The sequence below is a fragment of the Pseudomonas sp. 3JA genome, assembly GCF_036961705.1.
Lineage (GTDB): Bacteria > Pseudomonadota > Gammaproteobacteria > Pseudomonadales > Pseudomonadaceae > Aquipseudomonas > Aquipseudomonas fluorescens_Q.
The window spans coordinates 67,405-92,970 of record NZ_JBAMDJ010000027.1 but is presented as its reverse complement, the minus strand read 5'-3'; the positions used below and the strand labels follow the sequence as shown (position 1 = coordinate 92,970).

Here is a 25,566-nt window from a genome sequence, read left to right as displayed (position 1 = left end):
GGAGCGTCCCTGGCGGCATTCCCACGCAGAGCGTAGGAACGATCGTGACAGACCTGGCACAGATCTCGCTTAAGTCATCCCACAGGTAACCAACGGCGGTTGCCCCACCTACGACAAAGACGTCGCACACCCTCCTTGCCTTTCTGGCAATCCGGGTTGCGGCGTTTTTTTGTTTTGGCCCTTCGGGGCCGGTGGTGCGACCACAGACGGCGCACTGCTCAAAGCACTGACTCATTTCTCGAGACTTTTACAGCTGAGGTGCGCGATGAATTCAAGCTTCTGGAAATCCGGCCATACCCCGACACTGTTCGCGGCCTTCCTCTACTTCGACCTGAGCTTCATGGTCTGGTACCTGCTCGGTCCACTGGCGGTACAGATCTCTGCCGACCTGCACCTGACCACCCAGCAACGCGGCCTGATGGTCGCGACGCCGATCCTGGCTGGCGCCGTACTGCGGTTGTTCATGGGCCTGCTGGCCGATCGGATTTCGCCGAAGACTGCTGGCATGGTGGGCCAGGTGATTGTGATCGGTGCGCTGTTCTGCGCCTGGAAACTGGGCATCCACAGCTACGAGCAAGCGTTGTTGCTAGGCCTGTTCCTGGGCGTGGCCGGCGCATCGTTCGCGGTGGCCCTGCCGCTGGCGTCCCAGTGGTATCCACCACAGCATCAGGGCAAGGCCATGGGTATTGCCGGTGCCGGTAACTCGGGCACCGTACTGGCGGCGTTGATCGCCCCGGTGATGGCGGTGGCATTCGGCTGGAGCAACGTGTTCGGCTTCGCGCTGATCCCGCTGGTGCTGACCCTGGTGCTCTTCGCCTGGCTGGCCAAGAACGCTCCCGAGCGGCCGAAAGCCAAATCCATGGCCGACTACCTCAAGGCCTTGGGCGACCGTGACAGCTGGTGGTTCATGTTCTTCTACAGCGTGACCTTCGGTGGTTTCATTGGCCTGGCCAGCGCCCTGCCCGGCTACTTCAACGACCAATATGGCCTGAGCCCGGTCACCGCTGGCTACTACACCGCCGCCTGCGTCTTCGGTGGCAGCCTGATGCGTCCATTGGGCGGCGCCCTGGCGGACCGTTTCGGCGGCATCCGCACCTTGCTGGGCATGTACACCGTCGCGGCCGTCTGCATCGCCGCAGTGGGTTTCAACCTGCCGAGTTCCTACGCGGCCCTGGCCCTGTTCGTTTGCACCATGCTCGGTCTCGGTGCAGGCAACGGCGCGGTGTTCCAACTGGTGCCACAACGCTTCCGTCGCGAAATCGGTGTGATGACCGGGCTGATCGGCATGGCCGGCGGCATCGGCGGCTTCGCCCTGGCGGCGGGCATGGGCGCGATCAAGCAGAGCACCGGCAGCTATCAACTGGCACTGTGGTTGTTCGCCAGCCTCGGTGTCCTGGCCTGGTTCGGCCTGCACGGCGTCAAGCGTCGCTGGAGAACCACTTGGGGTTCGGCCGCCGTCACCGCGGCTCGGGTATAAATAACCCCCATGAGCCTGCAACTGAGTTTCGCCGAAGCCAGTGCCATCGGCCCGCGGGAGGAAAACCAGGACGCCCTGCGCCTGGTCACCCCCGCCCCGGCCCTGGCCGCCAGCAAGGGATACCTGTTCGCCATCGCCGACGGCGTGAGCCAATGCGCCGATGGCGGGCTGGCCGCCCGTTCGACCTTGCAGGCCCTGGCCCTGGATTACTACTCCACGCCACAGACCTGGGGCGTGGCCCAGGCATTGGACCGGTTGCTGTTGGCGCAGAATCGCTGGCTGCAAGCCAACGGTGGCGGACAGCCGCTGCTCACCACCGTCAGCGCCCTGGTCCTGCGGGGCCGGCGCTTCACCTTGGCCCACGTCGGCGATTGCCGGGTCTACCGCTGGCACGCCGATCATCTGCAACGGGTCAGCGAAGACCACGTCTGGGAACAACAGGGCATGCAGCATGTGCTCAAGCGTGCCCTGGGCCTGGACCAACACCTGATCCTCGACTTTCTTGACGGCGAACTGCGCATCGACGAAACCTTCGTATTGCTCAGTGATGGCGTCTGGGCGGTGCTGGGCGACACGGCCATTGCCGGCATTCTTCGGGATCAACCGGACCTGGACGTCGCCGCCCAGACCCTGGTCAACGCCGCGCACCTGGCCGGCAGCCAGGACAACGCCAGCGCCTTGCTGGTGCGAGTCGACGCGGTGGGCGAAGCGAGCATCGGCGATGCGCTGATCCAGTTGCAGCAATGGCCCCTGCCGCCTGCGCTGAAACCGGGCCAGGTGTTCGAGGGCTGGCAGATCGAAAGCCTGCTCGGCCAGAGCCAGCAATCGTTGCTCTACCGGGTACACGATGGTCAGGGCCAACCTTGGCTACTGAAAACCCTGCCCGCGCAGCTACGGGACGATAGCCGCGCGGGGCAGGCGTTGCTCTCGGAAGAGTGGTTTCTCAAGCGCGTCGCCGGGCGGCAGTTTCCCGAGGTCCATGGCGTTCCCCAGCGTCAGCATTTGTACTACGTGATGCGTGAATATCCGGGCGCGACCCTCGCCGAGCTGTTCAACCAGGGTGGGCCACTGCCTCTGGCCCAGTGGCTGGACCTGGCGCAGCGGCTGGTACGGGCAGTAGGCCTGTTGCATCGAAGGCAGATCTACCACCGCGACATCAAGCCGGAAAACCTGCACCTGGGGGATGACGGGGAATTGCGTTTGCTGGATTTCGGCCTGGCGTACTGCCCGGGCCTGTCCGAGGACCAGGCCAACGTCTTGCCCGGCACCCCCAGCTACATCGCCCCGGAAGCCTTCGGCGGCGCCGCACCGACGGCGCAACAGGACTTGTACTCGGTCGGCGTGACCTTGTACTTCCTGCTGACCGGGCATTATCCCTACGGCGAAATCGAAGCCTTCCAACGCCCGCGCTTTGGCGTACCGGTCAGTGCCAGTCGCTATCGACCGGACTTGGCCGAATGGCTCGGGCAAAGCCTGGAACGCGCCGTCGCCGCAGACCCGGAGCAACGCTTTGAAACCGCCGAAGAGTGGTTGTTGCTGCTGGAGCAGGGTGAACGCCGCAGCTTGAACGTAAGGCCCCGGCCACTGCTGGAGCGCGAGCCGCTGAAGGTCTGGCGGACCTTGGCGCTGGCGTCCCTGGTGGTGAACATTGTGCTGCTGTTTTTGGTGTTTCACTCATAACAACCGTGGCGAGGGAGCTTGCTCCCGCTGGGGCGCGCAGCGGCCCTAGAACCCGGCGACACGGTGGATCAGGTTGATTGAGCGAGCTTGAGAGGGGGGGCTGCTGCGCAGCCCAGCGGGAGCAAGCTCCCTCGCCACATAAAATGCCTCGTCGCTCGACAACGCTCCATTACCGGGCAACACGCTTTGATTCAGTGCAATAAATCCCTCCCCAATCCGCTCAACCAACCCGCAGCTCAATAAATCCGCACCTTCAAGCCACTTGGCACAACCACTGCATAACCTCTCTCACCATACATAAAGCAACGCCTCCAACGATGAAGGCGGTGCTTCCCGAGAGAACGGGACCAGGACAAAGGCGTCCTCGCTAGCTTGCTAGCGGGACGCCTTTTTTTGTTTTCGTAAAAATTGCCGAGCCAGTCCGATCACCGTGATAAAGCGGACCTGAGCTTGCGGAGAACCCTGATGAAAAAACTCAAACTGGTAATGATCGGCAACGGCATGGCCGGGGTTCGAACCCTCGAGGAACTGCTCAAACTGAGCAACGAGCTGTACGACATCACAGTGTTCGGCGCCGAGCCACACACCAACTACAACCGCATCCTGCTCTCGCCGGTGCTGGCCGGTGAGCAGACGTTCGAAGAGATCGTGCTCAACGACCTGAGCTGGTACCTGGACAACGACATCAAGCTGCTGCTCAACCGCAAGGTGGTTGAGATCGATCGGGTCAAGCGCCGGGTTATCGCCGAAGACGGCAGCGAAGCCGAATACGATCGCCTGCTGATCGCCACCGGCTCCACGCCCTTCATCCTGCCGATTCCCGGCAACACCCTGGAAGGCGTGATCGGCTACCGCGACATCGCCGACACCCAGGCGATGATCGACACCGCCAAGACTCACAAGCACGCCGTGGTCATCGGCGGCGGCCTGCTCGGCCTGGAAGCCGCCAACGGCTTGAAGCTGCGGGGCATGGACGTGACCGTGGTGCACCTGGGCGAATGGCTGCTGGAACGGCAACTGGACAAGACCAGCGGCCAATTGCTGCAGACCGCCCTGGAAAACCGTGGCTTGAAATTCCGCCTCAGCGAGCAGACCCAGGCCTTGCACGACGCCGGCAATGGCCGGGTCGGCTCGGTGCAGTTCAAGAACGGCGACATCATCCCCGCCGACCTGGTGGTGATGGCCGCCGGCATCCGGCCCAATACCGAATTGGCGGAAAAATCCGGCATCCCCTGCAACCGCGGGATCCTGGTCAACGACACGATGCAAACCTACGACCCGCGCATCTACGCCATCGGTGAATGCGCCAGCCACCGTGGCACCGCTTACGGCCTGGTGGCGCCGTTGTTCGAACAGGCCAAGGTCTGCGCCAACCACCTCGCACAACTGGGCTTCGCCACCTACAAGGGCTCGGTGACCTCGACCAAACTCAAAGTCACCGGTATCGACCTGTTCTCCGCCGGGGACTTCATGGGCGGCGAAGGCACCGAAACCATCACCCTTTCCGACCCGATCGGCGGCGTCTACAAAAAGCTGGTGATCAAGGATGACGTGCTGGTCGGCGCCTGCCTGTACGGCGATACCGCAGATGGCGGCTGGTACTTCCGCCAGATCCGGGAAAACCACGGCATCAGCGAGATCCGCGATCACCTGATGTTTGGCGAGAACGCCTTGGGCGACGTCGGTCACCAAGGCCAGGACAAAGCCATGAGCATGGCCGACAGCGCCGAAGTCTGCGGCTGCAACGGCGTGTGCAAGGGCACCATCGTCAAGGCGATCCAGGAACACGGGCTGTTCAGCGTCGATGACGTGAAGAAACACACCAAGGCCGCCAGCTCCTGCGGTTCCTGCGCCGGCCTGGTAGAGCAGATCCTGATCAACACCGTCGGCGGCGCAGCGGACGTCAAACCGAAAAGCGAAAAAGCCATCTGCGGTTGCAGCGACCTCAACCACGGCCAGATCCGCCAGGCAATCCGCGACCAGCACCTGCTGACCATCGCCGGGGCCATGAGCTACCTGAACTGGCGGACCCCGAACGGCTGCGCCACCTGCCGCCCGGCGCTGAACTACTACTTGATCTCCACCTGGCCCGGCGAAGCCCAGGACGACCCGCAGTCGCGCCTGATCAACGAACGTGCCCACGCCAACATCCAGAAAGACGGCACCTACTCGGTCGTGCCGCGGATGTGGGGCGGCGTGACCAATCCTTCGGAACTGCGGCGCATCGCCGACGTGGCCGACAAATACAACGTGCCCATGGTCAAGGTCACCGGCGGCCAGCGCATCGACCTGCTGGGCATCAAGAAGCAGGACCTGCCCGGCGTGTGGAAAGACCTCGACATGCCGTCCGGCCACGCCTACGGCAAATCCATCCGCACCGTGAAAACCTGCGTGGGCAGCGAGTTCTGCCGCTTTGGCACGCAAAACTCGACCCAACTGGGTATCGAGTTGGAGCACGACCTGTTCAACATGTGGTCGCCCCACAAGGTCAAGCTGGCCGTTTCCGGTTGCCCGCGCAACTGCTCGGAAGCCGGCATCAAGGACGTCGGCATCATCGGTGTCGACTCCGGCTGGGAGATGTACATCGGTGGCAACGGCGGGATCAAGACCGAGGTCGCCGAGTTTTTCGTCAAGCTCAAGACCGCCGAAGAAGTGCGCGAATACAACGGCGCCTTCCTGCAGCTGTACCGCGAAGAAGCCTTCTACCTCGAACGCACCGTGCACTACATGCAGCGGGTCGGCATGGAGCACATCAAGAAAGCCGTGCTTGAGGACCCGGAACGGCGCAAAGCCCTCCATGAACGCCTGAAGTTTTCCCTGTCGCTGGAACAGGACCCTTGGAAACAGCGCCTGGAACAACCCCAGCTGAAGAAAGAGTTCGAGGTCATCCCCGTGAAAAACCTGGAGGTGCCGGCATGAACTGGCTGGATATCTGCGCACTGGAAGAAATCAATATCCTCGGCTCGCGCATCATCAATGGCCCGAAAGGCGATATCGCGATTTTTCGGACCAGCGACGATGAAGTCTTCGCCCTCGATGACCGTTGCCCGCACAAGGGTGGCCCGCTGTCCCAAGGCTTGGTCTATGGCAAACGCGTGGCCTGCCCGCTGCACAATTGGCAGATCGACTTGGAAACCGGCCAGGCCCAGGCTCCGGATGTGGGCTGCGCCCATCATCATTCGGCGCGGGTCGAGAACGGTCGGGTACAGTTGGCACTGCGGGACGCAAGCTGATGAACCGCCAAATCACTGCCTCGACCTGCTGTTATTGCGGGGTCGGTTGCGGCGTCCTGATCGAGCATGACGGCGAGCGCATCCTCGGCGTCAGTGGCGATCCCGCCCATCCGGCCAACTTTGGCAAACTGTGCAGCAAGGGCTCCACCCTGCACCTGACCGGCGACCTCGCCGCTCGCGCCCACTACCCGGAACTGCGCCTGGGCAAAGGCCTGGCCCGGGCCCGCAGCGACTGGGACAGCGCCCTGGATCACGCCGCCAGCGTCTTCGCCGAGACCATCGCCGAGCACGGCCCGGACAGCGTGGCGTTCTACATCTCCGGGCAACTGCTGACCGAGGACTACTATGCCTTCAACAAGCTCGCCCGGGCATTGGTGGGCACCAATAACATCGACAGCAATTCGCGGCTGTGCATGTCCTCCGCCGTGGTGGGCTACAAGCGCAGCCTCGGCGCCGACGCCCCGCCCTGCAGCTATGAAGACCTGGAGCTGAGCGACTGCGTGATGATCGTCGGCAGTAACATGGCCTACGCCCACCCGATCCTGTTTCGCCGCCTCGAAGAGGCCAAATCCCGCCGGCCACAGATGAAAATCATCGTCATCGACCCCCGGCGCACCGACACCTGCGACCTGGCGGACCTGCACCTGGCGATCCTGCCCGGCACCGATGTCGCCCTGTTCCATGGGATTTTGCACCTGCTGCTGTGGGAAGACTGGGTCAACCGCGATTTCATCAAGGCCCACACCGAAGGCCTGGCGGACCTGAAAAACCTGGTGCGCGACTACACCCCGGCGATGGTCGCCCAGTTATGCGGCATCAGCGTCGAACAACTGCATCAGTGCGCCGAATGGGTCGGCACGTCGCCAAGCTTCCTGTCGCTGTGGTGCATGGGCTTGAACCAGTCCACCGCCGGCAGCGCCAAGAACAGCGCTTTGATCAACTTGCACCTGGCCACCGGGCAAATCGGCCGGCCAGGTGCGGGGCCTTTCTCTCTGACTGGCCAGCCCAATGCCATGGGCGGACGGGAAACCGGCAGCCTGTCGAACCTGCTGCCAGGTCATCGCGAAGCAGCCAACCCGGAGCATCGCGCCGAAGTCGCCCGTTATTGGGGCGTCGAGCAATTGCCCGCCACCACGGGCTTGAGCGCCATCGAATTGTTCGAGCAGGTTCGCAGCGGCAAGATCAAGGCCTTGTGGATCGCCTGCACCAACCCCGCCCAATCGATGCCGGACCAGACCGCGGTACGTGAAGCCCTGCAAGCCTGCCCGTTCGTGGTCCTGCAGGAGGCGTTCCGGACCACCGAAACCGCCGCATTCGCCGACCTGCTGCTGCCGGCGGCCAGCTGGGGCGAGAAAGAAGGTTCGGTGACCAACTCCGAACGGCGCATTTCCCACGTCCGCCGGGCAATCGGCGCGCCGGGTGAAGCACGGCCGGACTGGGCAATCACGGTGGATTTCGCACAGCGCCTGGAGAAACGCCTGCGGCCCGGCCAGCCCAGCCTGTTCGCCTTTGAAACCCCGGCCCAACTGTTCGATGAATACAAGCAACTGACCCGGGGTCGCGACCTGGACTTGTCCGGCATCAGCCATGCGTTGATCGATCAACTCGGTCCGCAGCAATGGCCCTTCCCGGAAGGCGCGACCGTCGGAACGGCGCGTTTGTACGTGGACGGGATTTTTCCCACCGACAGCGGCCGCGCCCGGTTCGTGGCCGACCCGTATCGCGCCGCCAAGGAACTGCGTGACGCCCGCTACCCGCTGACCCTCAACACCGGTCGGCTACGCGACCAATGGCACGGCATGAGCCGCACCGGCACCGCCGCCCAGTTGTTTGGTCATGTGAACGAAGCGGTACTGAGCCTGCATCCCGACGAACTGCAGCGCCATCGCCTGCAAGCGGGCGACCTGGTCAACCTCAAGAGTCGTCGCGGCAGCGTGATCGTGGCCGTGGACAGCGACGATAGCGTGCGTCCCGGCCAGGCGTTCCTGCCCATGCACTGGGGCGACCGGTTCCTCAAGGGCGGGGTCAATACCCTGACGCAACCCGCCTTCGATCCCTTGTCGAAACAACCGGAACTCAAGCACAGCGGTGTGCGCCTGGAAGCGGTGAACCTGCCTTGGCAGCTTTTCGCCTTGATCGAAGGCGATGTTCAACAGCATCTGGAGGCCCTGCGCCCCCTGTGCGAGGCGTTTTCCTACGTCAGCCTGAGCCTGACTGGCCGTGAGCGTCCCGCATTGCTGATTCGCGCCGCCAGCGCCGTTGCCCCTGAACCGCAACTGCTCCAGGCCATCGACGAACAATTGGGTCTGATTGATGGGCCGGTGCTGGCCTATGACGATCCGCGTCGCTCCATCGGTAAGCGGGTGCGCATCGAAAACGGCCGCATCACCGCTATTCGCCTGGCCGGCGAAACCCTGGCCCGACACTGGTTGCAGAACCTGTGGCTGGAAGGTCGTGCCGATGAACAACTGCGGCGCTGGCTGCTGGCGCCTTTGAGCGCGCCGCCGGGCAATGTCGGCGCAGCAACGGGTGGCAGCAAAACGCTGTGCAACTGCATGAACGTCAGCCAGCGTGCGATCTGCGCAGGTATTGAACGTGGCCTGGACTTGCAGGGGCTCAAACAGGAGCTGGGCTGTGGCACGCAATGCGGCTCCTGCGTACCGGAAATCAAGCGCCTGCTGGTTGCCACTGCGCAACCGCTGGCGGCTATCTCGTGAGGAAAACACTATGAACGCAAAAGTCTGGCTGGTGGGTGCAGGTCCTGGTGACCCTGAATTACTGACCCTCAAAGCCGTGCGCGCCCTGCGCGAGGCCGACGTGGTGTTGATCGACGATCTGGTCAACGCAGCGGTGCTGGAACATTGCCCCGATGCGCGCATCATTGCCGTGGGCAAGCGCGGCGGGTGCCGCTCCACACCCCAGGCCTTCATTCATCGATTGATGCTGCGTTATGCCCGCCAGGGCAAATGCGTGGTGCGCCTCAAGGGCGGCGACCCCTGCATCTTCGGCCGCGGTGGTGAAGAGGCACAGTGGCTGCGCGAGCAGGGTGTCGAAGTGGAGATGGTCAATGGCATCACCGCCGGCCTCGCGGGGGCGACCCAATGCGATATTCCACTGACCCTGCGCGGGGTTGCCCGGGGCGTGACGCTGGTGACGGCACACACCCAGGACGGCAGTAGCCTGAACTGGCAAGCCTTGGCGCAAAGCGGCACGACGCTGGTGGTGTACATGGGTGTGGCGAAACTGAGCGAGATCCGCGAACAGTTGCTGGCCGGTGGCTTGGCGGCGAACACGCCTGTCGCCATGATCGAAAATGCGTCCCTGCCCCATCAACGTGACTGCCGCAGTGACTTGGCCTCGATGGAAGCCGATGCGAACGCCTTTCAACTCAAGAGCCCGGCGATCCTGGTGATTGGCGCGGTGGCAGCGGCCGCTGAACTCGCCGGATCGCAGCCTGCGTGGGTCCAGGCGTCGGCGCTATAACAAACCACACCGAACCTGTGGGAGCGAGCCTGCTCGCGATAGCGGTGGGTCTGCATCATTGATGTTGACTGATACGCCGCCATCGCGAGCAAGCCCGCTCCCACAGGTATTGTTCTGTCTGGCACAAGCTGCGACCCACAAATCGCAGACAAAGAAAAGCCCGGCCTAAGCCGGGCTTTTCTATAGCGTCAGGCTAATTACTTAGCTTGGGCTTCAACCTGCGCTTCTACGCGACGGTTAACTGCACGACCAGCTTCAGTGGCGTTGTCAGCAACTGGGCGGGATTCGCCGTAGCCAACAGCCTGAACGCGGGACGATTCAACACCGTACTGGTTGGTCAGAACTTGTTGAACGGCTTTTGCACGACGCTCAGACAGTTTCTGGTTGTAAGCGTCAGGACCGACGGAGTCAGTGTGACCTTCAACAGTGGTGCTGGTGGATGGGTACTGCTTCATGAAGTCAGCCAGGTTCTTGATGTCGCCGTAGCTGTTAGGCTTGACAACCGACTTGTCGAAGTCGAACTTCACGTCCAGCTCAACACGTACGACTTCAGCAACAGCTGGGCAGCCATCAGCGTCAACGGTTACGTTGGCTGGGGTGTCAGGGCACTTGTCGACGTTGTCGCACACGCCATCGTTGTCGCTGTCGGAGCAGACTTCAGCCGGAGCTGGAACTGGAGCAGCAGCAGGCTTGGAGCCGCCACCGAAGTTCACACCGATACCGACGCTTGGAGCCCACTCGGTGTCGCCCTGGTCGATGTTGTACTGAGCTTCAACGCCGGCACGGGCGTAGAAGTTCTCGGTGAAGTACAGCTTGGCGCCGCCGCCAACGTTGGCGAAGGTGGAACGGTTACGACCGTTGCTGCCATTCTGGTCGATGCTCTGGTCGGAGAAACCGGCAGAGACGTAAGGACGCAGCATGTCGCCTGGGTTGTTGAAGTGGTACAGAGCGTCCAGAGCGGTGTTGGCGCCTTTGACGTTGGTGCCGTCGTCAGTACGGGCGTTGTGCACTTCGTCGTAGGCCAGACGCAGTTCAACGTCGTCGGTCAGGAAGTAACCAACCGAACCGCCGAACAGGTTGCCGTTGTTCTTGAAGTTACGAGCGCTGTCGAATTGTTCTTTCTTGGCGAAGCCTTCGATTTCAACTGCGCCTTGGCCTTGTGCCAGAGCGCCGAACGAAGTGGCAGCAATCAAAGAACCAATGGCAAAGCCCAAGGTGTTTTTCAGTTTCATCCGTTAAATCCCCATCTGGTGATTGTGAAGCAGTCCCGCAAACCGGGGGACAACTCGGCGGCAAGTCTATCAGAACTTGCCTACACGTAAGAGATATTTGCGCCGAACTTAAGTTTCAGCAATGCCCGCAAATTTCTCACGCAATTTGTCGAGCGCGCGCTTGTAACGCATTTTTGTCGCGCTCAAACCCATATGCATTATGTCTGCGATCTCCTGGAATTCCAGCTCTGCGACAAATCGTAGCACCAGAATTTCCCGATCGATCGGGTTCACATAGACCAGCCAGCGATCGAGTCCCCCCTTCTCCTCGGGCTTGGGCGCCTTATCTTCCGACGCTTCCTCCAGAGGATCCAGGCTCAAAGCGTCCATCAAGCGACGCTTTCGCCGTTCCTTGCGATACTGCGTGATGCATTCGTTGTAGGTGATGCTGTAGAGCCAGGTCTTGAACTTCGATTTCCCCTCGAAGTTCTTCAGGCCATACAGCACCTTCAACATCACCTCCTGACAGACATCATCAGCATCGCGATCGTTCCCAAGATATCGTGCACAAACGTTAAATAATGTTCTCTGGTAACGGCGCATCAATTCTTCATAGGCGCGCGTTACGTGAAACAGCTCGGTATGCGCGCGCGCGACCAACTCCTCATCGGAGAGATCACGGGGGTCGTAGCGCGTAGATAGCGATTGGGGTTTGTTCAAAACAAGTCGGGCCGACAGTCTAGGTCAATGTGCGCCGCAGCCTGCGATAGCAGGCATTTTGCGGCGGCATACATTAGCAGGATTTGCCGGGTTAGCGGCTACTCACATGCTGTTCCAGCAGGATCCGATTGGAAAGCGACACCAGCTCGCCCTCCTCGGTCAGCAATGTGGTCTTCACCGTGCCAATCTCTTCGATCTGGCCTTCGACCTCGCCTACACGCACTTGTTGCCCAACCTCATACAATTCACGCACATAGATTCCCGCCAGTATCTGACCGGCGATTTCACGACTCCCCAATCCCATTGCCAGCGCAACCGCCAGACCAACGGTAATCAAAACGATCACGATCACGTGGTTGAGCAGGTCTGTCTTGACCTCCAACTGGCTGATCGCCACCGAAATACTGATGATGATCACCAGGCCCTGGGCAATTCGTCCTACGCCAGCGGCGTAGTCCAGCCCAACGCCCTCGGCCGCGCCGCGCACCAGCCCATTGGCCAGTTGCGCCAGCAGGACGCCAACCAGCAACACCAGCGCTGCACCAAAAACCTTCGGCAAATACAATGCGAGCATATCGAGCGTCGCCGAAACTCGCTCAAGGCCAAGGGATTCTGCTGCGGAAACCAGGAAAATCAACAATACAAACCAGTACACGATCTTGCCGACCAGGGTCGAGATCGGTACCTGGATGCCGCCACGGGACAGCAACTTGGTCAGGCCGGTACCGCCCATCAGGCGATCGAGGCCCAGCTTGGCGAGCAACTTGGACAGCAGCGTATCCAGCAGCTTGGCCACGACAAAGCCCAACAGCAGCACCACCAGTGCGCCGAAGAGGTTCGGGATGAAGTTAGCTACTTTGGTCCACAACGCAGTCATCGCCGTGACGAGGCTCTGGGTCCAGAGATCAAGTTCCATATTCAATCAGCCTTATCAGCGGTGCGAGTAACAGGTTTACGGCGGGAAACCGGCGAGAGATGGGCCGATCCGTTATTCAGGGCAATCATCAGCGCGGGCAACCAGCGGCCCAGCAGGCTGAACAGATCGCCTGCGCCGACCTGGCGGTTGGCGGTTTTCAGTACACGTCCCAGGCATGCATCGTCGTCCCGGCTGGACGGCGAAGCCTTGAGCATGTCGCGCAAAGACTGTTCAAACGGATCGTGCATACGCACCTCTCGTGATGTCTGTGGAAGACGCGATCAAATTTCGTCGGGTCACATGAAACCCCATCACACCCAGCGCAAACGACGGAACAACCACCACTGCCCCAGCGCCACGCAGATCATCAGAAAGCACGCGACCATGAAACCGTAGGGGCTTTCGGAAAACGGAATGCCGCCGACGTTGATACCCAGAAGGCCGGTGAGAAAACTCATCGGCAGGAAAATCCCGGTGATGATACCGAAGCGGTACATGGTGCGGTTCATGCGCACCGAAAGGCGTCGGTCTTCGGCCTCCAGCACAAGCCCCACGCGCTCTCGAGTCAATTCCAGCTCCTCGAGGTAACGGGTCAGGCTGTTGTTCAATTCGTTCCAGTAGTCGCCGTCATCGTCGCAAAACCATGGCAGTTTGAGCCGCGTCATCTGGCCGAAGATGTCCCGCTGTGGCGCCAGGAATCGCTTGAGCCCGGCAGCCCGTCGACGGATGTGCAAAATGGCGTCGTGCTCGGGAGTATACCGTTCGTCGGTATCGAGTTTTTCTTCCTCGCCATCGACGATTTCGGAGAGGCAGGTGACCAGGTCCTGCACCTTGTTGGTGAGGTATTGCGCCATGTAGAGGATGAGTTCGGACGCCGTCTTCGGGCCCTTGCCCTCGGCCAGTTGCGCCAGTAGCTCATCGGTGGCGCGCAACGGACGCAGGCGCAGGGAGATCACCCGCTGGGCGGACGCAAAGATCCGTACCGACACCATATCTTCAGGTTCGGCGCCCGGATTGAGATTGATCCCCCGCAGGAACAGCAGCAGCTCGGCATTGGGCAACGACAACAGCCGCGGCCGGGTGTTTTCTTCGAGCAGCAGGTCGCAGTTGAACTCGCTCAGGCCACTGGATTTGCGCAACCAGGTGTGGGTTTGCGGATGACTGCGATCCCAGTGCAGCCACAGGCTTTCATGGGCCTGCAACTGCAAATCGTCGAGTTCGGTCCGGGCTATGGAACGCGCGCCGCCTTTACCGTCCAGCACCAGGGCATGCACCAGCCCCCACTGCGCGTTTTCTTCCTCGAACATCCTCATCCCTTATGGCTGTACTGCTTCATTCAGGCATTTTCAGCGGGCTTGGCGAGACGATAACGCCGTTATTGTCCGCATAGACATACTCGCCCGGACGAAACGTCACGCCGGCAAAGGTCACCGGCACATTGAGTTCGCCAACGCCGCGCCGGTCGGTCTTCATCGGGTGACTGGCCAGGGCCTGGACCCCGAGGTCCGTCTGGGCAATGATGTCGACGTCGCGGATGCAACCGTAGACCACCAGCCCTTCCCAGCCGTTTTTCGCGGCTTTTTCCGCCAGCATGTCCCCCAGCAGCGCCCGACGCAGGGAACCGCCGCCATCGACCACCAGCACCTTGCCGTTGCCCTTGAGTTCAACCTGCTCCTTGACCCGCGAGTTGTCCTCGAAGCACTTGATGGTCACGATTTCGCCGCCGAAGGAATCGCGGCCGCCGAAATTGCTGAACATCGGCTCCAACACCTGCACCAGTTCCGGGTAGGCGTCGCACAGGTCGGGCGTGAGGTAATGGTTCATCGAACAACTCCTGAAAGGCTGGAACGTCGGACTGAATGAGCAACCGTTTGTGACTGGAACCGCTTGAAGCGTCATATCTTAGCCGCAAGCCGACCAGAGCGAAATGCCCTTGTCAGAGCCTTCGCCTCAAACCGCCTCGGCCAACTGGGGCTGTTCCGCCAGCAAAGGGGCCTGCTGATCCTTGAGCCAACGCACCACCAGCGGCCAGACTTCAAGATGCGCGGCCTTGCTCACCAGCATCTCGACGTGACCAAAGTCTTCGGTGAACCCCTGTCCCCGGCCCAGGCAGACAAACTGCTTGTGCTCGGAACCGATCTGATCGAAGAGTTTGCGGCACGCCCAGGTCGGGTCCTGGTGATCGCCTGCGGCACTCACGGCCAACACCGGTAACTGGACATCGGCCAACCCGGCCCACCAGTTCTTCTCGGCATCGCCGAAACGTCCGAACAGGCCGTACCAGCGCATGCTTTCCAGGGCCAGGCCGATGGGCTCGTCCTCGGGGCCGCGCTTGAGCCTTGAACCGGACAATTGGGCAAAACGCCTGAGAATGAAGCGACCGCTCCACTCCACTGGCGGAATCTTCAGCGGCCAGTAGGTACGGCTGACCTGGGTACCAAAAAACGCCGCCGAAGCCACCGCCGGCTTGCCCAGGTAATGGCCGCCCAAGGCGGCCGCCAGGGTGATGCCCCCCAGGGAATGACCGATCCAGTGAGGCACTTGCCCGCTCTGCTCACGCACGAAGGCGCCAATGGCCGGCAAGTCGTAGCGGGCGTAGTCGGCCACGCGATTGTTGCGATAACCCTGGTTGCGCTGGGACAACCCATGGCCGCGCATCTCGGGGATCCAGACATCGAACCCCAGGCGTGTCAGGTACGCGCCCAGGCCCAGGCCCTTGGGGGAATACCAGAAGCGCCGATTGGAAAAACTGCCGTGCAACAGGATCACCGGGACCCCGCGGGTTTCGCCGGCGTCGGCCATGCCCAGCCGGGTGACGGCCAGTTCGACGCTGGCGTCCGGGCTGTTGCCGGGTTTCAAACGATAGACGTCTTCGCTCAGATCACCGCGCCGCTCGGCGCTGATCAGGGCGACAGGAAAGAGGTTGCTGCTGCTTTGCATAATGCTCTTGCACAAAAAAGGGCGGCATCTGTCAGGAGCCCGCCCTACTTCAATCAAAAAGGGGTCGTGTAACTGTAACGCTGCTCATTGAAGAGGATAAGTGAAACCGTGGCGAGGGAGCTTGCTCCCGCTTGAGTGCGAAGCGCTCACAAGAAAGGGACTGCTACGCAGTCCAACGGGAGCAAGCTCCCTCGCCACAATGAACTTCACCAACCTGTAAACAGTATTACCGTTGACCGCCCCTTCACTCGATCAGACCGCTGCCTGACCCTCAGCCAGGAAGAACCAGGTTTCCAACACGGAGTCCGGGTTCAACGAAACGCTTTCGATGCCCTGCTCCATCAGCCACTTGGCCAGGTCCGGGTGGTCCGAAGGGCCCTGGCCGCAGATGCCGATGTACTTGCCGGCCTTGTTGCAGGCGGCAATGGCGTTGGCCAGCAGCTTCTTGACCGCCGGATTCCGCTCGTCGAACAGGTGCGCGATGATCCCGGAATCGCGGTCCAGGCCCAGGGTGAGCTGGGTCAGGTCGTTGGAACCGATGGAGAACCCGTCGAAGAACTCAAGGAATTCTTCCGCCAGGATCGCGTTGGATGGCAGCTCGCACATCATGATCACGCGCAGACCGTTGTCGCCTCGGGCCAGGCCGTTTTCGGCCAGCAGATCGACGACCTGGCTCGCTTCGCCCAGGGTCCGGACGAACGGCACCATGATCTCGACGTTGGTCAGGCCCATTTCGTTGCGCACACGCTTGAGGGCGCGGCATTCGAGCTCGAAGCAGTCGCGGAACGATTCGCTGATGTAGCGCGAAGCACCACGGAAGCCCAGCATCGGGTTCTCTTCTTCCGGCTCGTAGAGCTTGCCGCCGATCAGGTTGGCGTATTCATTGGACTTGAAGTCCGACAGGCGCACGATGACCTTTTTCGGCCAGAACGCCGCCGCCAGGGTGCTGATGCCTTCCACCAGCTTCTCGACGTAGAAACCGACCGGATCGTTGTAACCGGCAATGCGCTTGTCGACGCTGTCCTTGATGTCCTGCGGCAGCCCGTCGTAGTTCAGCAGTGCCTTGGGGTGCACGCCGATCATGCGGTTGATGATGAACTCCAGGCGGGCCAGGCCCACGCCAGCGTTCGGCAGTTGCGCGAAGTCAAAGGCGCGATCCGGGTTGCCGACGTTCATCATGATCTTGAACGGCAGGTCCGGCATGGCATCGACGGAGTTCTTCTTGATGTCGAAGCCCAGTTCGCCTTCGAAGATGTAACCGGTATCGCCTTCGGCGCAGGAAACGGTCACGCCCTGGCCGTCCTTGAGCAGTTGGGTGGCGTTGCCGCAACCCACCACGGCCGGGATACCCAGTTCACGGGCGATGATCGCCGCGTGGCAGGTGCGCCCGCCACGGTTGGTGACGATGGCGCTGGCGCGCTTCATCACCGGTTCCCAGTCCGGGTCGGTCATGTCGGAGACCAGTACGTCGCCGGCCTGGACCTTGTCCATCTCCGAGACGTCGTTGATGATCCGTACCTTGCCGGCGCCGATGCGCTGGCCGATGGCACGGCCTTCCACCAGCACGGTGCCGGTTTCCTTGAGCAGGTAGCGCTCCATGACGTTGGCCTGGGTGCGGCTCTTCACGGTTTCCGGACGGGCCTGCACGATGTACAGCTTGCCGTCGTCACCGTCCTTGGCCCATTCGATGTCCATCGGGCACTTGTAGTGCTGCTCGATGATCATCGCCTGCTTGGCCAGCTCGCTGACTTCGGCATCGCTCAGGCAGAAACGCGCGCGCTCGGCCTTGTCCACGTCGACGGTCTTCACCGAACGACCGGCCTTGGCTTCGTCGCCGTAGATCATCTTGATGGCCTTGCTGCCCAGGTTGCGACGCAGGATGGCCGGGCGACCGGCTTGCAGCGTGCCTTTGTGGACGTAGAACTCATCGGGGTTCACCGCGCCCTGCACGACGGTTTCACCCAGGCCGTAGGCGCCGGTGATGAACACCACGTCACGGAAGCCCGACTCGGTGTCGAGGGTGAACATCACGCCGGCGGTGCCGGTTTCGGAGCGGACCATGCGCTGCACACCGGCGGACAGGGCAACCAGCTTGTGGTCGAAGCCCTGGTGCACGCGGTAGGAAATGGCACGGTCGTTGAAAAGGGAGGCGAAGACTTCCTTGGCAGCACGGATGACGTTTTCCACGCCACGGATGTTCAGGAAGGTTTCCTGCTGGCCGGCGAAGGAGGCATCCGGCAGGTCTTCGGCGGTGGCCGAGGAACGCACGGCGACGGCGATGTCGGGATTGCCTTCGGACAGCTTGGCGAAAGCGGTGCGGATCTCGGCGTTCAGTTTTTCGGGGAACTCGGCTTCCATGATCCATTGGCGGATCTGGGCGCCAGTCTTGGCCAGGGCATTGACGTCATCGACGTCCAGGGCATCGAGCGCATCGTGAATCTGCTTGTTCAGGCCGCTCAGTTCCAGGAAATCACGATAAGCCTGGGCGGTCGTGGCGAAGCCACCTGGTACCGATACACCGGCACCGGCGAGGTTGCTGATCATCTCGCCCAGGGATGCGTTCTTGCCCCCCACATGCTCCACATCATGGACGCCGAGCTTATCGAGGGAAACTACGTACTCTACCAAGGTGATCTCTCCACTAACTGTGTTGGAAAAGCTCAAGGCACCGGTGGCCCCAGGGGAGCGATGACCGGCGATATGGCCTGGACCTGGAAAATAAGTGAGAATGCGGACCACTGGCGGCCAGCAAATCGCGCCTATCATATCCAAGAATCGTCACTAGCTCACTAGCTTAAGGCCCAAGGCGCAAATGAAACGATCTGCTTTCTTTATCTCCGACGGCACCGGCATTACGGCCGAAACGCTAGGCCAAAGCCTGTTGGCACAGTTCGAAAACATTACCTTCGCCAAGTTCATACGGCCGTACATCGACAACGTCGACAAGGCGCGGGCCATGGTACAGCAAATCAATAAAGCCGCCGAAACCGACGGTTTCCGCCCGATTATCTTCGATACCATCGTCAATCAGGACATCCGTGAGATTCTCGCAACGTCCAATGGTTTCATGATCGACATTTTTTCCACGTTCCTGGCGCCCCTGGAACAGGAACTGAGCGAGCATTCCTCCTACTCGGTCGGCAAGTCCCACTCCATTGGCCACAACTCCAACTACATGGAGCGGATCGAGGCGGTCAACTTCGCGCTGGACAACGATGACGGGGCCCGCACGCATTATTACGACAAGGCCGACCTGATCCTAGTGGGGGTGTCGCGCTGTGGTAAGACGCCGACGTGCCTGTACATGGCGATGCAGTTCGGCATCCGTGCCGCCAACTATCCGCTGACCGAAGACGACATGGAGCGCCTGCAACTGCCCAGCGCCCTGCGCGCCCACCAGCACAAGCTGTTCGGCCTGACCATCGACCCGGACCGCCTCACCGCGATCCGCAACGAGCGCAAGCCCAACAGCCGCTATTCGAGCTATGCCCAGTGCGAGTTCGAAGTGCGCGAGGTGGAAAACCTGTTCCGGCGGGAGAATATTCCGCACATCAATTCCACACATTTTTCCGTGGAAGAGATTTCGGCGAAGATCCTGGTGGAGAAAGGGGTGGAGCGGCGGTTCAAATAACCAGACGGCGTGCCGGAAAGCCTGTGGGAGCGAGCTTGCTCGCGATGACGGAGTGTCAGCCAACATTGATCTTGCTGACCCACCGCAATCGCGAGCAAGCTCGCACACAAGGGATAGGAAGCCTTCCGGCCTATGGTTTCAACCGCTTGAGCAACGCCTGCCCCACCTCCAGCGCCGACGCCGGGTTCTGGCCGGTAATCAGTTCCCGATCCTTCACCACATGGGACGTCCATGGCGCGGCATTGCTGCTGTAGCGCCCGCCCGCCTGCTCCAGCGCAGTCTGTGGATAGAATTTCATGGTCCCGCCGCCCAGCAACCCCTTGGCGAGTTCTTCCTCCTGGTTGCTGATCACCGTCATGTTGTACCCCTTGTAGATCCAGTCGGACGGGGGCGAGGCCTGGCCTTTGCTGGCCAACCGACCGACGAAGCCCTTGGCATCAGGCAAGGTCGACAGCAACGCGATCGGGCCGTGGCAGACCAGCGCGGTGGTCTTGCCCTTGTCATGGAAATGCGTCAACACCCGCCCCAGCGGTGCGCTCGTGAGCAAATCCTGCATGGGCGCATGCCCGCCGGGAATGTACAGGGCATCGAACTGTTCCAGACCGATCTGCTCGACACGGGCCAGGCTGATCACCGGTGAGTCCTTGGCCGAAGTGATATTCAGTTGAGCCAGCAACGCCTGGTAACGCTCCAACTCCGCCGGGTCATTATTGAAGTACATCTTGTCCACCGAGGACCGGTCCAGCGTCGGCGCCTTGCCCTCCGGGGTGGCGAACGTCACGTGGTGACCGGCATCGAGCAACAGCTTCACCGGCTGCAGCAATTCGTTGAGGTAAAACCCGGTGGAGAAGACCTTGCCATTGTTCAGATCCAGATGATCGGAATCCGACAGGACCACCAGCACGTTATCGGCATGGGCCGCGACGCCAATACCCGCCAGAACGACAGACGTTGCCAAGGTCGTGAGCTTTTTCATGATGACTCCAGGATGTTTCGATAAAAGATGCGCTTACTGTATTGATGCCCTGACCGGCGATAAACTGGCGCGCCGGAACATCACTTGGCCCCTGGAGGCAACAATGGCACGCCGATTCGATTATCTGGCCGACGTGGAAGCCTTCGTCACGGTCGTGGAAAAAGGCACCCTCAGCGCCGGTGCCGTGGCACTGGGGACCACGCCTTCGGTATTGAGCCGGGCCATCTCCCGCCTCGAAGCCCGGCTCGGCGTACAGCTGCTGCGACGCACCACGCGGCGGCTGAACCTCACCGACGCCGGCACGTTGTACCTGGAACAGTCACGCTCGGCCTTTGCCCTGATTGACGACGCCGAGCGGCGAATCCAGGGCCAGGACGGTGTCTTGACCGGTCGCGTGCGCTTGAGCGTGCCGACCACCTACGGTCATTACCGCCTGCCCTCGCTGCTGTCGCGTTTCGCCGAGGCTTACCCGCAAGTTCGGGTCGAGTTGAGTATCACCAACCGCAACGTCGATCTGGTGGCCGAGGGGTATGACCTGGCGATCCGCCTTGGGCCGCTGCCGGACAGCGGCCTGGTCGGTCGCAAGCTCGAAGACGCTCGCCTGTGCCTGGTGGCCGCGCCGCATTACCTGGAGCGCGCCGGAACGCCCCGGCACGTCGATGAACTGGCTGCCCACGCCTGCCTGCCTTTCGTAATGCCCAGCAGCGGACGCATCGCACCCTGGCTGTTTCGCGACAATCATGAAGACCGGGAATGGCTGCCGGCGGGCAATGTGCAAGTGTCCGATGATGTATTGGGTATCGTGTCCCTGGCACAGGCCGGGATGGGGATCTGCCAGACCTATGAGTTCATTGTCCGGGAGCGAATCGAGCGCGGGGAATTGGTGGCTTTGCTGGAGGACTTTGGCGGGCGCAGCCGACCCTTTTCAATCATCTACCCGCCCCATCGGCAATTGCCGGCGGCGGCGAGGGCGTTGATTGATTTTTTGATCGAGCAATAGCGGGTAACGCCGGCCTTTGTGGGAGCGAGCTTGCTCGCGATTGCGGAGTGTCAGCCGGCATTGATGTTGCCGATCCACCGCTATCGCGAGCAAGCTCGCTCCCACAGGGGTTCTGATGTGGCTGCAAGATTTGTATTCTCCCGCAGCCTTCCTGTGGAAAGCTTTCTTGCTGCCACAAGCTCTACATTTAGTGGGCCGCAGCCGCCTGCTCTTCCATCTTCTTGCGCAGGCTCAGCGGGCGCATGTCGGTCCAGACTTCTTCGATGTAGGCCAGGCATTCCTTCTTGAACCCGCTTTTGCCGACGGTACGCCAGCCTTCGGGAATCGCCTTGTAGTCTGGCCAGATCGAATATTGTTCTTCGTGGTTGACCACGACCTGAAAGACGATGTCCTCGCGGTCGAATACTGAAGTCATGGGTGTCTCTCCATCTTTGCTCGAGGTTCGCTGCGTCACATGCGCAGCCAGGATATGAAAGGAACGTACGGGGCCGGGGAAAAATTAGCTGTCGGCCACGGCTGCCTTCAAGGCTCGCCCGAAAATCTCGGCGACCCGGTCGATTTCTGCCTTTGTGATGATCAGCGGTGGCAGGAACCGCACCACGCCGCCCTGCCGGCCACCCAGCTCCAGGATCAGCCCGCGCTTGAGGCATTCGCGTTGCAGCCGTGGCGCCAGTTGTGCGTGCACCGGCGGATGGCCCAGGGCGTCGGGCTTACCCGACGGGTCAACCAGTTCAACACCGAGCATCAACCCGCGACCGCGGATATCGCCCAGTTGCGGGAAGTCCCGCTGCAGGATGTGCAGGTGCTCGCTCAGGCGTTCGCCCATGGCGGCGGCGTGGGCCGGCAAGGCGTGTTCCTGCAGATAGCGCATCACCGCGGAACCGGCGGCCATGGCCATCTGATTGCCACGGAAGGTGCCGGCGTGAGCACCCGGCAGCCAGGTGTCGAGCCAGTCGCGATAAACCACCACCGCCAGCGGCAGGCTGCCACCGATGGCCTTGGACAGCACGACCACGTCCGGGATGATCCCGGCGTGCTCGAACGCAAACATCTTGCCGGTACGGCCAAAGCCGCTCTGGATTTCGTCGACGATCAACGCCACCCCCGCCTGCTCGGTGATCCGCCGCAAACCGCGTAGCCAGTCCAGATCAGCGGGAATCACCCCGCCCTCGCCCTGCACCACTTCGACGATGACGGCTGCCGGCAATTGCACGCCAGCCTCGGGGTCATTCAGCAGGTTTTCCAGGTAATGCAGGTTGGCCTTGACGCCCGCCACACCGCCCAGCCCGAACGGGCAGCGGTAATCGTAGGGGTACGGCATGAATTGCACGCCATTGCTGAGCAAGGCGCCCAAGGGTTTCTTCGGCCCCAGGCTGCCCATCAGGCTCAACGCCCCTTGGCTCATGCCGTGATAACCACCCTGGAACGACAGCACGGTGCTGCGGCCGGTGGCGGTGCGCACCAGCTTGAGGGCGGCTTCCACCGCGTCGGTACCGGTGGGGCCGCAGAACTGGATCTTCGCCTCGGCGGCAAGCGCCGCCGGCAACAAGCCGAACAGGTCCTGGACGAAACGGTCCTTGACCGGCGTGGTCAAGTCCAGGGTATGCAACGGCAGCTCATCGGCCAGCACCTGCTGGATCGCCTCGATCACCACCGGATGGTTATGCCCCAGCGCCAAGGTGCCGGCGCCGGCCAGGCAGTCGATGAAGGTGCGACCCTCGACGTCCTCGACATACAACCCCTTGGCACGCTTGAGGGCCAAGGGAATCCGCCGTGGGTAGCTGCGGGCATTGGACTCCTGCCGACTCTGGCGGGCCAGCAGCGGCGACTCATTGAACTGGTAGAGCGTCTCGACCGGCGCAGGGCTGACCCGTGCCGGCTGTGCTTCGATAAGGCTGTTGGCGACTGACATCTCTCGACCCCCGCAATCCACTGTAAGTAGCGACCCAAATGGCACACCGCACAGGTGCGTATCCGGTCGGGCGCACATGCAGGTTTCCTGTTGAGGAAACGCATCAGCGCGGCATGGATTTACTCTCGGGCCGCGCAATCGTGTCTCGATACCGCGCATTGCCTGGGGATTGTCCATGTTCTTGGGGGTTGCCTGGATCATTGTGGCGAGGGAGCTTGCTCCCGCTGGACCGCGAAGCGGGCCCAAATCCGTCGCCCGGAACCGTCAGACTCACCGCGTCCCCTGGTTCTGGGGCTGCTGCGCAGCCCAGCGGGAGCAAGCTCCCTCGCCACGGAACCACTCACTTGAGCAGGGGCTGCTGCACCGGCACCGTCAACTCGACCCGCAGCCCATCCGGGCGCGTGTCGAAATGCAGGCCGCAACCGCAACGCTGGACGATGGCCTGGACGATCGCCAGCCCCAGCCCGCAGCCGGTGCTCTGGCCGTTGCGCCAGAAGCGCTGGGTCAGGTGTTGGATGTCGTCGGCGGCGATGCCGGGGCCGTGGTCGCGGACCTGGAAGCGCACGCGCTGGCCGACCATCTCCAGACTCAGCTCCACCTCGGTATCGTCCGGAGTATGGCGCAGGGCATTATCCAGCAGGTTGCGCAAGGCGGCGATGGAGAGAACCGCCGGCATCTGCACCGGTGCATCGGACAACCCTGGGGATACGTGCAGCCTGATCCGCCGGGAATCACTGCTGGCGGCATCCTGGACCGCCAGCCGGGCGACCTGCTCGGCGTTGCATTGCACGCCATCGTCGAACGACAGGCTACCTTCTACCCGCGCCAGCAGCAGCAACTGTTCGAGCGTGCGATGCATGCGGTCGGTGCCCTCCTCGGCCCGGGCCAGGGATTGGTCGCGGGCGGCGCCCTCGGTCATGCGCGCCACTTGCAGGTGCGTCTTGATGGCGGTCAGCGGGCTGCGCAGCTCGTGGGCAGCGTCGCCGGTCAGCCGTCGCTCGCGCTCGATGGTCTTGCCGATACGCTGGAACAGCTGGTTCTGGGTCTCCAGCAGCGGTCGCAATTCGCTGGGCAGTGGATGGATCTGCAAGGGCTCCAGGGAATCGGCGCTACGCCGCATCAGCGCATCGCGCATGCGATTGAGTGGTGCCAGGCCCTGGCCGATGCCCAGCCACAACAGGCACAGGCAACCGAGCAATGCCACGCCCACCGGCACCGAGGCGGCCAGCAGTATCGACATGTTCAGGGCTTCGCGTTCGATCTGGCGGTCGGCGGTGGTGATGCGCAAGTCACCCCGGGCCAGGGTGAAGCTGCGCCAAGGCGCGCCATCGATCATCTGGTCGTGGAAGCCCATTTTCTCGGCTTCCAGGGTTTGCTCTGGGGTGCCGTGGCTGCGGGCCAGAATCTCGCCGCGCAAGGAGCTGACCTGACAGGCCATGCCGCCAGGAATGCTCAATTGCTCGGAACTCAAATGCGTGCCGTCGCCCTTGCTGGGCAGCGGCGGCATCTGTTCCAGCAACCCGGCGACCATCCGCGCCGAGGCCACCAGGCGCTGGTCGAGGGAGAACATCATCTGGTTGCGCAGGTCACTGAGCATCCACGCCGCGGCCAGGGCCCAGATCAGGGCGAAAGCCGCGCCGAGGGTCAGGCTCAGGCGCAGTCGCAGGCTCATCACTTGGAGGGCTCTCCACCTTCGGCCGGCCCCAGGCGATAGCCCAGGCCGCGCACAGTCTCGACAATCCCGTTGCCCAACTTGCGCCGCAGGTGATGGATATGGACGTTGAGGGCGTTGCTTTCCAATTCGTCGTTGAAGCCGTAGACGCTGTCCTTGAGTTGTTCGGTGGACAGCACCCGGCCGCGACTGTGCAGCAGCGCCTGCAACAGCGATTGCTCGCGCCGGGACAGATCCACCGGCTGGCCGTCCAGGGTGGTTTCCCGACTGCTGGGGTCGTAGGTCAGGCGACCGTGCTCGATCAGGTTGACGCTGCGCCCCGCCACGCGCCGCAGCAACGTGTGCAGGCGCGCCGCAAGCTCGCGCAGGTCGAAGGGCTTGAGCAGGTAATCATCGGCGCCGGCCTGCAAGCCGTCGACCCGGTCGGTTACCGAGTCTCGGGCAGTGAGGATCAGCACCGGCGTCTGCATCCCCTGCTGACGCAGTTGCCTGAGCAGCTTGAGACCGTCCTCGTCGGGCAATCCCAGATCCAGCACCATGACGTCGAATTCCGCCACCCCGACCATCGCCCGCGCCGCCGATGCGGTGGCGACGTGCTCGACAGTCAGGCCCTGCGCCGTAAGGCCGGCAACGATCCCGCTGGCAATCAACTCATCGTCTTCGCAGACCAGTACGCGCATGGTAAGCCCCGTGGAAAAAGGTACATTAGGCCGCC

General features: G+C 62.1%; 21 protein-coding genes. 8 read left to right on the top strand and 13 right to left on the bottom strand.

Going from position 1 to position 25,566, the window contains the following annotated elements:
- Window positions 1-265 precede the first annotated feature (265 nt).
- The 6 genes from V7773_RS20545 to cobA all read left to right on the top strand — a co-directional run bounded on the left by V7773_RS20545 (window position 266) and on the right by cobA (window position 9,873).
- Entirely contained in the window at window positions 266-1,477 is a 1,212-nt protein-coding gene (locus tag V7773_RS20545) for a nitrate/nitrite transporter (protein ID WP_039589025.1), read from the top strand.
- Between the two features lie 9 nt (window positions 1,478-1,486).
- A complete protein-coding gene (locus V7773_RS20540; protein WP_336074790.1) occupies window positions 1,487-3,157 on the top strand; it encodes a bifunctional protein-serine/threonine kinase/phosphatase in 1,671 nt (556 codons plus the stop codon).
- Between the two features lie 465 nt (window positions 3,158-3,622).
- Window positions 3,623-6,076 carry a nitrite reductase large subunit NirB gene (gene nirB / locus V7773_RS20535; protein WP_336074788.1) on the top strand — a complete coding sequence of 818 codons (2,454 nt, stop codon included), beginning with the start codon at window positions 3,623-3,625 and terminating at the stop codon, window positions 6,074-6,076.
- Window positions 6,073-6,390 (top strand): nitrite reductase small subunit NirD, encoded by a 318-nt coding sequence (gene nirD / locus V7773_RS20530; RefSeq protein WP_014337336.1) that lies wholly within the window; start codon window positions 6,073-6,075, stop codon window positions 6,388-6,390. The genes nirB and nirD overlap by 4 nt, the downstream gene beginning before the upstream one ends.
- A complete protein-coding gene (locus tag V7773_RS20525; protein WP_336074786.1) occupies window positions 6,390-9,107 on the top strand; it encodes a nitrate reductase in 2,718 nt (905 codons plus the stop codon). Before nirD ends, V7773_RS20525 begins: the two co-directional genes overlap by 1 nt.
- Before the next feature lie 10 nt (window positions 9,108-9,117).
- Window positions 9,118-9,873, top strand: a complete 756-nt coding sequence (gene cobA / locus V7773_RS20520; RefSeq protein ID WP_063322263.1) for a uroporphyrinogen-III C-methyltransferase — start codon at window positions 9,118-9,120, stop codon at window positions 9,871-9,873.
- A gap of 197 nt (window positions 9,874-10,070) precedes the next feature.
- On the opposite strand, the gene V7773_RS20515 is transcribed toward cobA, so the two are convergent.
- The 8 genes from V7773_RS20515 to ppsA all read right to left on the bottom strand — a co-directional run bounded on the left by V7773_RS20515 (window position 10,071) and on the right by ppsA (window position 18,288).
- The gene (locus V7773_RS20515; RefSeq protein ID WP_063322264.1) at window positions 10,071-11,105 is read right to left on the bottom strand and encodes an OmpA family protein; all 1,035 of its coding nucleotides are present in this window, start codon (window positions 11,103-11,105) and stop codon (window positions 10,071-10,073) included.
- Between the two features lie 108 nt (window positions 11,106-11,213).
- Window positions 11,214-11,804, bottom strand: coding sequence for an RNA polymerase sigma factor SigX (gene sigX / locus V7773_RS20510; protein ID WP_003183614.1), 591 nt, complete (start codon window positions 11,802-11,804; stop codon window positions 11,214-11,216).
- A gap of 91 nt (window positions 11,805-11,895) precedes the next feature.
- The gene (locus V7773_RS20505) at window positions 11,896-12,720 is read right to left on the bottom strand and encodes a mechanosensitive ion channel family protein (RefSeq protein WP_003199523.1); all 825 of its coding nucleotides are present in this window, start codon (window positions 12,718-12,720) and stop codon (window positions 11,896-11,898) included.
- Between the two features lie 2 nt (window positions 12,721-12,722).
- Complete coding sequence (locus V7773_RS20500) at window positions 12,723-12,968, bottom strand: hypothetical protein (RefSeq protein ID WP_003199521.1); 246 nt, start codon at window positions 12,966-12,968, stop codon at window positions 12,723-12,725.
- Window positions 12,969-13,031: 63 nt separating this feature from the next.
- Window positions 13,032-14,027: a zinc transporter ZntB gene (locus tag V7773_RS20495; RefSeq protein ID WP_336074782.1), complete on the bottom strand. Its 996-nt coding sequence runs from the start codon at window positions 14,025-14,027 to the stop codon at window positions 13,032-13,034.
- 25 nt (window positions 14,028-14,052) lie between these two features.
- Window positions 14,053-14,544 carry a ribonuclease E activity regulator RraA gene (gene rraA / locus V7773_RS20490; RefSeq protein WP_003199517.1) on the bottom strand — a complete coding sequence of 164 codons (492 nt, stop codon included), beginning with the start codon at window positions 14,542-14,544 and terminating at the stop codon, window positions 14,053-14,055.
- 126 nt (window positions 14,545-14,670) lie between these two features.
- Window positions 14,671-15,660, bottom strand: coding sequence for an alpha/beta fold hydrolase (locus V7773_RS20485; RefSeq protein WP_336074780.1), 990 nt, complete (start codon window positions 15,658-15,660; stop codon window positions 14,671-14,673).
- Between the two features lie 252 nt (window positions 15,661-15,912).
- Window positions 15,913-18,288, bottom strand: coding sequence for a phosphoenolpyruvate synthase (gene ppsA / locus V7773_RS20480; protein WP_092345842.1), 2,376 nt, complete (start codon window positions 18,286-18,288; stop codon window positions 15,913-15,915).
- 184 nt (window positions 18,289-18,472) lie between these two features.
- On the opposite strand from ppsA, the gene ppsR reads away from it, so the two are divergent.
- A complete protein-coding gene (gene ppsR, locus V7773_RS20475; protein WP_014337326.1) occupies window positions 18,473-19,291 on the top strand; it encodes a posphoenolpyruvate synthetase regulatory kinase/phosphorylase PpsR in 819 nt (272 codons plus the stop codon).
- A 130-nt stretch (window positions 19,292-19,421) separates the two neighbouring features.
- On the opposite strand, the gene V7773_RS20470 is transcribed toward ppsR, so the two are convergent.
- Window positions 19,422-20,267 carry a type 1 glutamine amidotransferase domain-containing protein gene (locus V7773_RS20470; protein WP_336074777.1) on the bottom strand — a complete coding sequence of 282 codons (846 nt, stop codon included), beginning with the start codon at window positions 20,265-20,267 and terminating at the stop codon, window positions 19,422-19,424.
- A gap of 103 nt (window positions 20,268-20,370) precedes the next feature.
- Here V7773_RS20470 and V7773_RS20465 point away from each other — a divergent pair, with 103 nt between their 5' ends.
- Entirely contained in the window at window positions 20,371-21,267 is an 897-nt protein-coding gene (locus V7773_RS20465) for a LysR family transcriptional regulator (protein ID WP_336074776.1), read from the top strand.
- Window positions 21,268-21,454: 187 nt separating this feature from the next.
- Here the strand turns inward: V7773_RS20465 and V7773_RS20460 are convergent, their stop codons facing one another.
- The 4 genes from V7773_RS20460 to V7773_RS20445 all read right to left on the bottom strand — a co-directional run bounded on the left by V7773_RS20460 (window position 21,455) and on the right by V7773_RS20445 (window position 25,531).
- Window positions 21,455-21,682 carry an MbtH family protein gene (locus tag V7773_RS20460; RefSeq protein WP_123414505.1) on the bottom strand — a complete coding sequence of 76 codons (228 nt, stop codon included), beginning with the start codon at window positions 21,680-21,682 and terminating at the stop codon, window positions 21,455-21,457.
- A gap of 84 nt (window positions 21,683-21,766) precedes the next feature.
- Window positions 21,767-23,179 (bottom strand): aspartate aminotransferase family protein, encoded by a 1,413-nt coding sequence (locus tag V7773_RS20455; protein ID WP_336074774.1) that lies wholly within the window; start codon window positions 23,177-23,179, stop codon window positions 21,767-21,769.
- A gap of 340 nt (window positions 23,180-23,519) precedes the next feature.
- Window positions 23,520-24,854, bottom strand: a complete 1,335-nt coding sequence (locus V7773_RS20450) for an ATP-binding protein (protein ID WP_336074773.1) — start codon at window positions 24,852-24,854, stop codon at window positions 23,520-23,522.
- Window positions 24,851-25,531, bottom strand: coding sequence for a response regulator (locus V7773_RS20445; RefSeq protein WP_063322273.1), 681 nt, complete (start codon window positions 25,529-25,531; stop codon window positions 24,851-24,853). The genes V7773_RS20450 and V7773_RS20445 overlap by 4 nt, the downstream gene beginning before the upstream one ends.
- Between the last annotated feature and the right edge of the window lie 35 nt (window positions 25,532-25,566).